Source organism: Prevotella pallens ATCC 700821 (assembly GCF_000220255.1).
Classification (GTDB): domain Bacteria; phylum Bacteroidota; class Bacteroidia; order Bacteroidales; family Bacteroidaceae; genus Prevotella; species Prevotella pallens.
Genome location: NZ_GL982515.1, coordinates 1 through 2,544, shown reverse-complemented (window position 1 = coordinate 2,544; position 2,544 = coordinate 1). Strand labels below are relative to the sequence as shown.

Below are 2,544 nucleotides of genomic sequence, written 5' to 3'. Positions count from 1 at the left end.
TAGGGATTTTCATGTTCTTCGATGCCGTCTGCTTTATTCCTTACCCATATAGAAGGACTATCCCAAAAGACATCAGTTGTTAAGTTCGGTTCTTTTCCTGTATCTTCATTATTGTCTTTAATATAAAGATCCACAGCTTCTGGTAAGTTGTTGAAAGCTAAATCCTCTCCAACGGATATAGGATTGGATTTGTGTTGGGGATTTTCCATAGGACGTCGCCTGTCATGCTGATAGGCATAATTGAACGCCTCTTCCATCGTCACCCTATGGTTGTTGTCAACATCCGAATAAATGGGCTGCCCGAAGGCATTGCCCTCATTTATTGCAGAAGTCCAATGGTAAACGAACTCGTCATAGGGAATGTCACCACATGACCAAGAAGACTCACTCCCCTTTGATGCCGCTGCCACAAAGCATCCCACCTTGGACAATTCCTCAATGAAACCGCCTGAGAAGCATTGCCCCAACACGGCATTGACATAGACGGACTTCTCGTTAAACGGACGAAGCCAATCTGCAAGTTCATAATCGTGCAGTTTTTCTTCATTCCACAAACAGATATATGACTGATTATTATTGTCTCTTGTGCCGCCGTGGTCTATCACATAGAAGAAAAGATGGTCGTCTTTCCCTATCCTTTGGGAAAGGCTGGAAAGGACGTTCTTCACGTTGGCACGCGTGGCGGCATATTGTATGTCCGGCTGTCCGTCATTGTCCAAGTCCAACGGAGAGGATTTGTAGCCTCCGGTCGTTGCATGCATGTCGGCTGCAGGGTCTGTCCCGTCGGACATCACGACAGAGATGTTGTTTTTAGGCACACCATATTTATTGACCAGTGTCTGATAGACAAAAGAGCAGTCGTTCCAATAACGCTCGTAGTTAGAATACTTATTATGTCCGCCACTGAGAATTACTGCATAAGTACGTCCTGCAGCACTTTTAACCTCATTGGTAAGTGTCGCTTTTTTCACATAAGGTTTTTGAAATGCTCGTACTCCATAACGATTTTTTACTTCTAATGGAGAGAAGTTCCCCATAGGCGGAAGACGGAATTTCGTCGATAGAGGTGCGGGAGATTGGTATTTCCCTATCTTCTTTGCAATACTAACGACGTAACAATCATGTTCCCAACCCTTCATTGGTTCTGCATCAACGAAAAATATCCATGCATTGCTTTGCAGGAAAGAGAGTTTTTCGCCTTCACTCATTACATTAAGAACAGGGTCATCACAGAGGTAGTAATCCACATCTTGGTCATTAAAACACATTTTGACAATGGATAAGGCTTCCTGTCTTGAGACATCACGCATTTGTTGTGCTATTGCTGGTGAATTAATCAAACAGCAAAGCAATAGGAATAAAAATTTAATTTTCTTTTCCATAGCTTTTAGTATTAAATTAGACAATAACGTGTTAATATACACGCTTATTCATGTTACTATAACTTTATTTTAATATTCTTGCAAAAAATCCGAGCAAAAAAATTAGCTAATCACTTGAAGGCAGTTCTGTTTCGTATGAAAGTCTGCTACTCTTCGGTACAAGAAAAAGTAACTTTTTCCTCATCTTATTTCTTTTGAACTTATAAATTCTTTCAAAACCATATAGATTGTGGCTGATTCCACATTACCGACATAGGTTAGATTTATAAACCATTTTCCCTTTGTCAAAGTAATTTCACGAGAGGTTATTCCTCCACATTCCCCAATATATTTCTTCTATTTCCTCGTTGGCAATAGGGGAATTAGAGAGAGCCAACACTCCATTTATAAATACTGCTTTTTCCATCATAATTTTATTTGGTTAATGAATAATATATTGTGTCTATCTGATTTTTAACTCAGAGACTGATAGCTGGCTACTTAAGGCACTTCTTTATGACAATCCAAGATAGAGATTTCTAATAGAAGAAATAGACTTAACGATTCGTATAGGATAATATTTCTTTTACTTTGTACTTTCTTTACCTATTTAGATGTTCCAAAATTTCATTATACTAGACTTAAAACAGAACGTTTGAACTGTATTTCTAAATGCAATTTTAGGGAAATTATTTTAATTAAGCAAATTTTCAAGGTATTTTTTTGCAAAAAATGCTTCTTTTTATCATTATACACTTGTTGGCGGAATTAATTTAATGCATATTTGACATGTCCTAGTGGTTTCTCAGAATAGGAAGTCAAAGAACAAAGTATATTCTCTGCACGAACCAGATGTAGTTTGCATCAGCAAGGGTAAGGAACATAAGCAATATGAGTTTGGCAATAAAGTATCTATTCTTCGTTCATGGTCAGGACTTATTCTTGGTGCATGTTCTTTTAGGAATGAATATGATGGGCATACTATCGAAAAGACGTTAGAACAAACCCAAAGGATGACAGGAAGGAAGGTTGATAAGTTAGCAGGAGATAGAGGGTATAGAGGTATAAAGCAGATTGGACAGACAAAGATACTCATCCCTGATACTCCTAAAGCTAAAGACAGCTACTACCAAAAGAGAAAGAAACACAAACTATTTTGTAAACGAGCAGGTATAGAACCAAC

General features: G+C 38.1%; 1 protein-coding gene and 1 pseudogene. One reads left to right on the top strand and one right to left on the bottom strand.

The annotated features are described in order from the left end of the window. Positions 1-1,382, bottom strand: a 1,382-nt coding sequence (locus tag HMPREF9144_RS12710) for a C13 family peptidase (protein ID WP_006046488.1), incomplete at its 3' end; no start/stop codon positions are given. Between the two features lie 776 nt (positions 1,383-2,158). On the opposite strand from HMPREF9144_RS12710, the pseudogene HMPREF9144_RS12385 reads away from it, so the two are divergent. Further along, positions 2,159-2,544, top strand: a pseudogene (locus HMPREF9144_RS12385) (IS5/IS1182 family transposase); the annotation flags it as partial.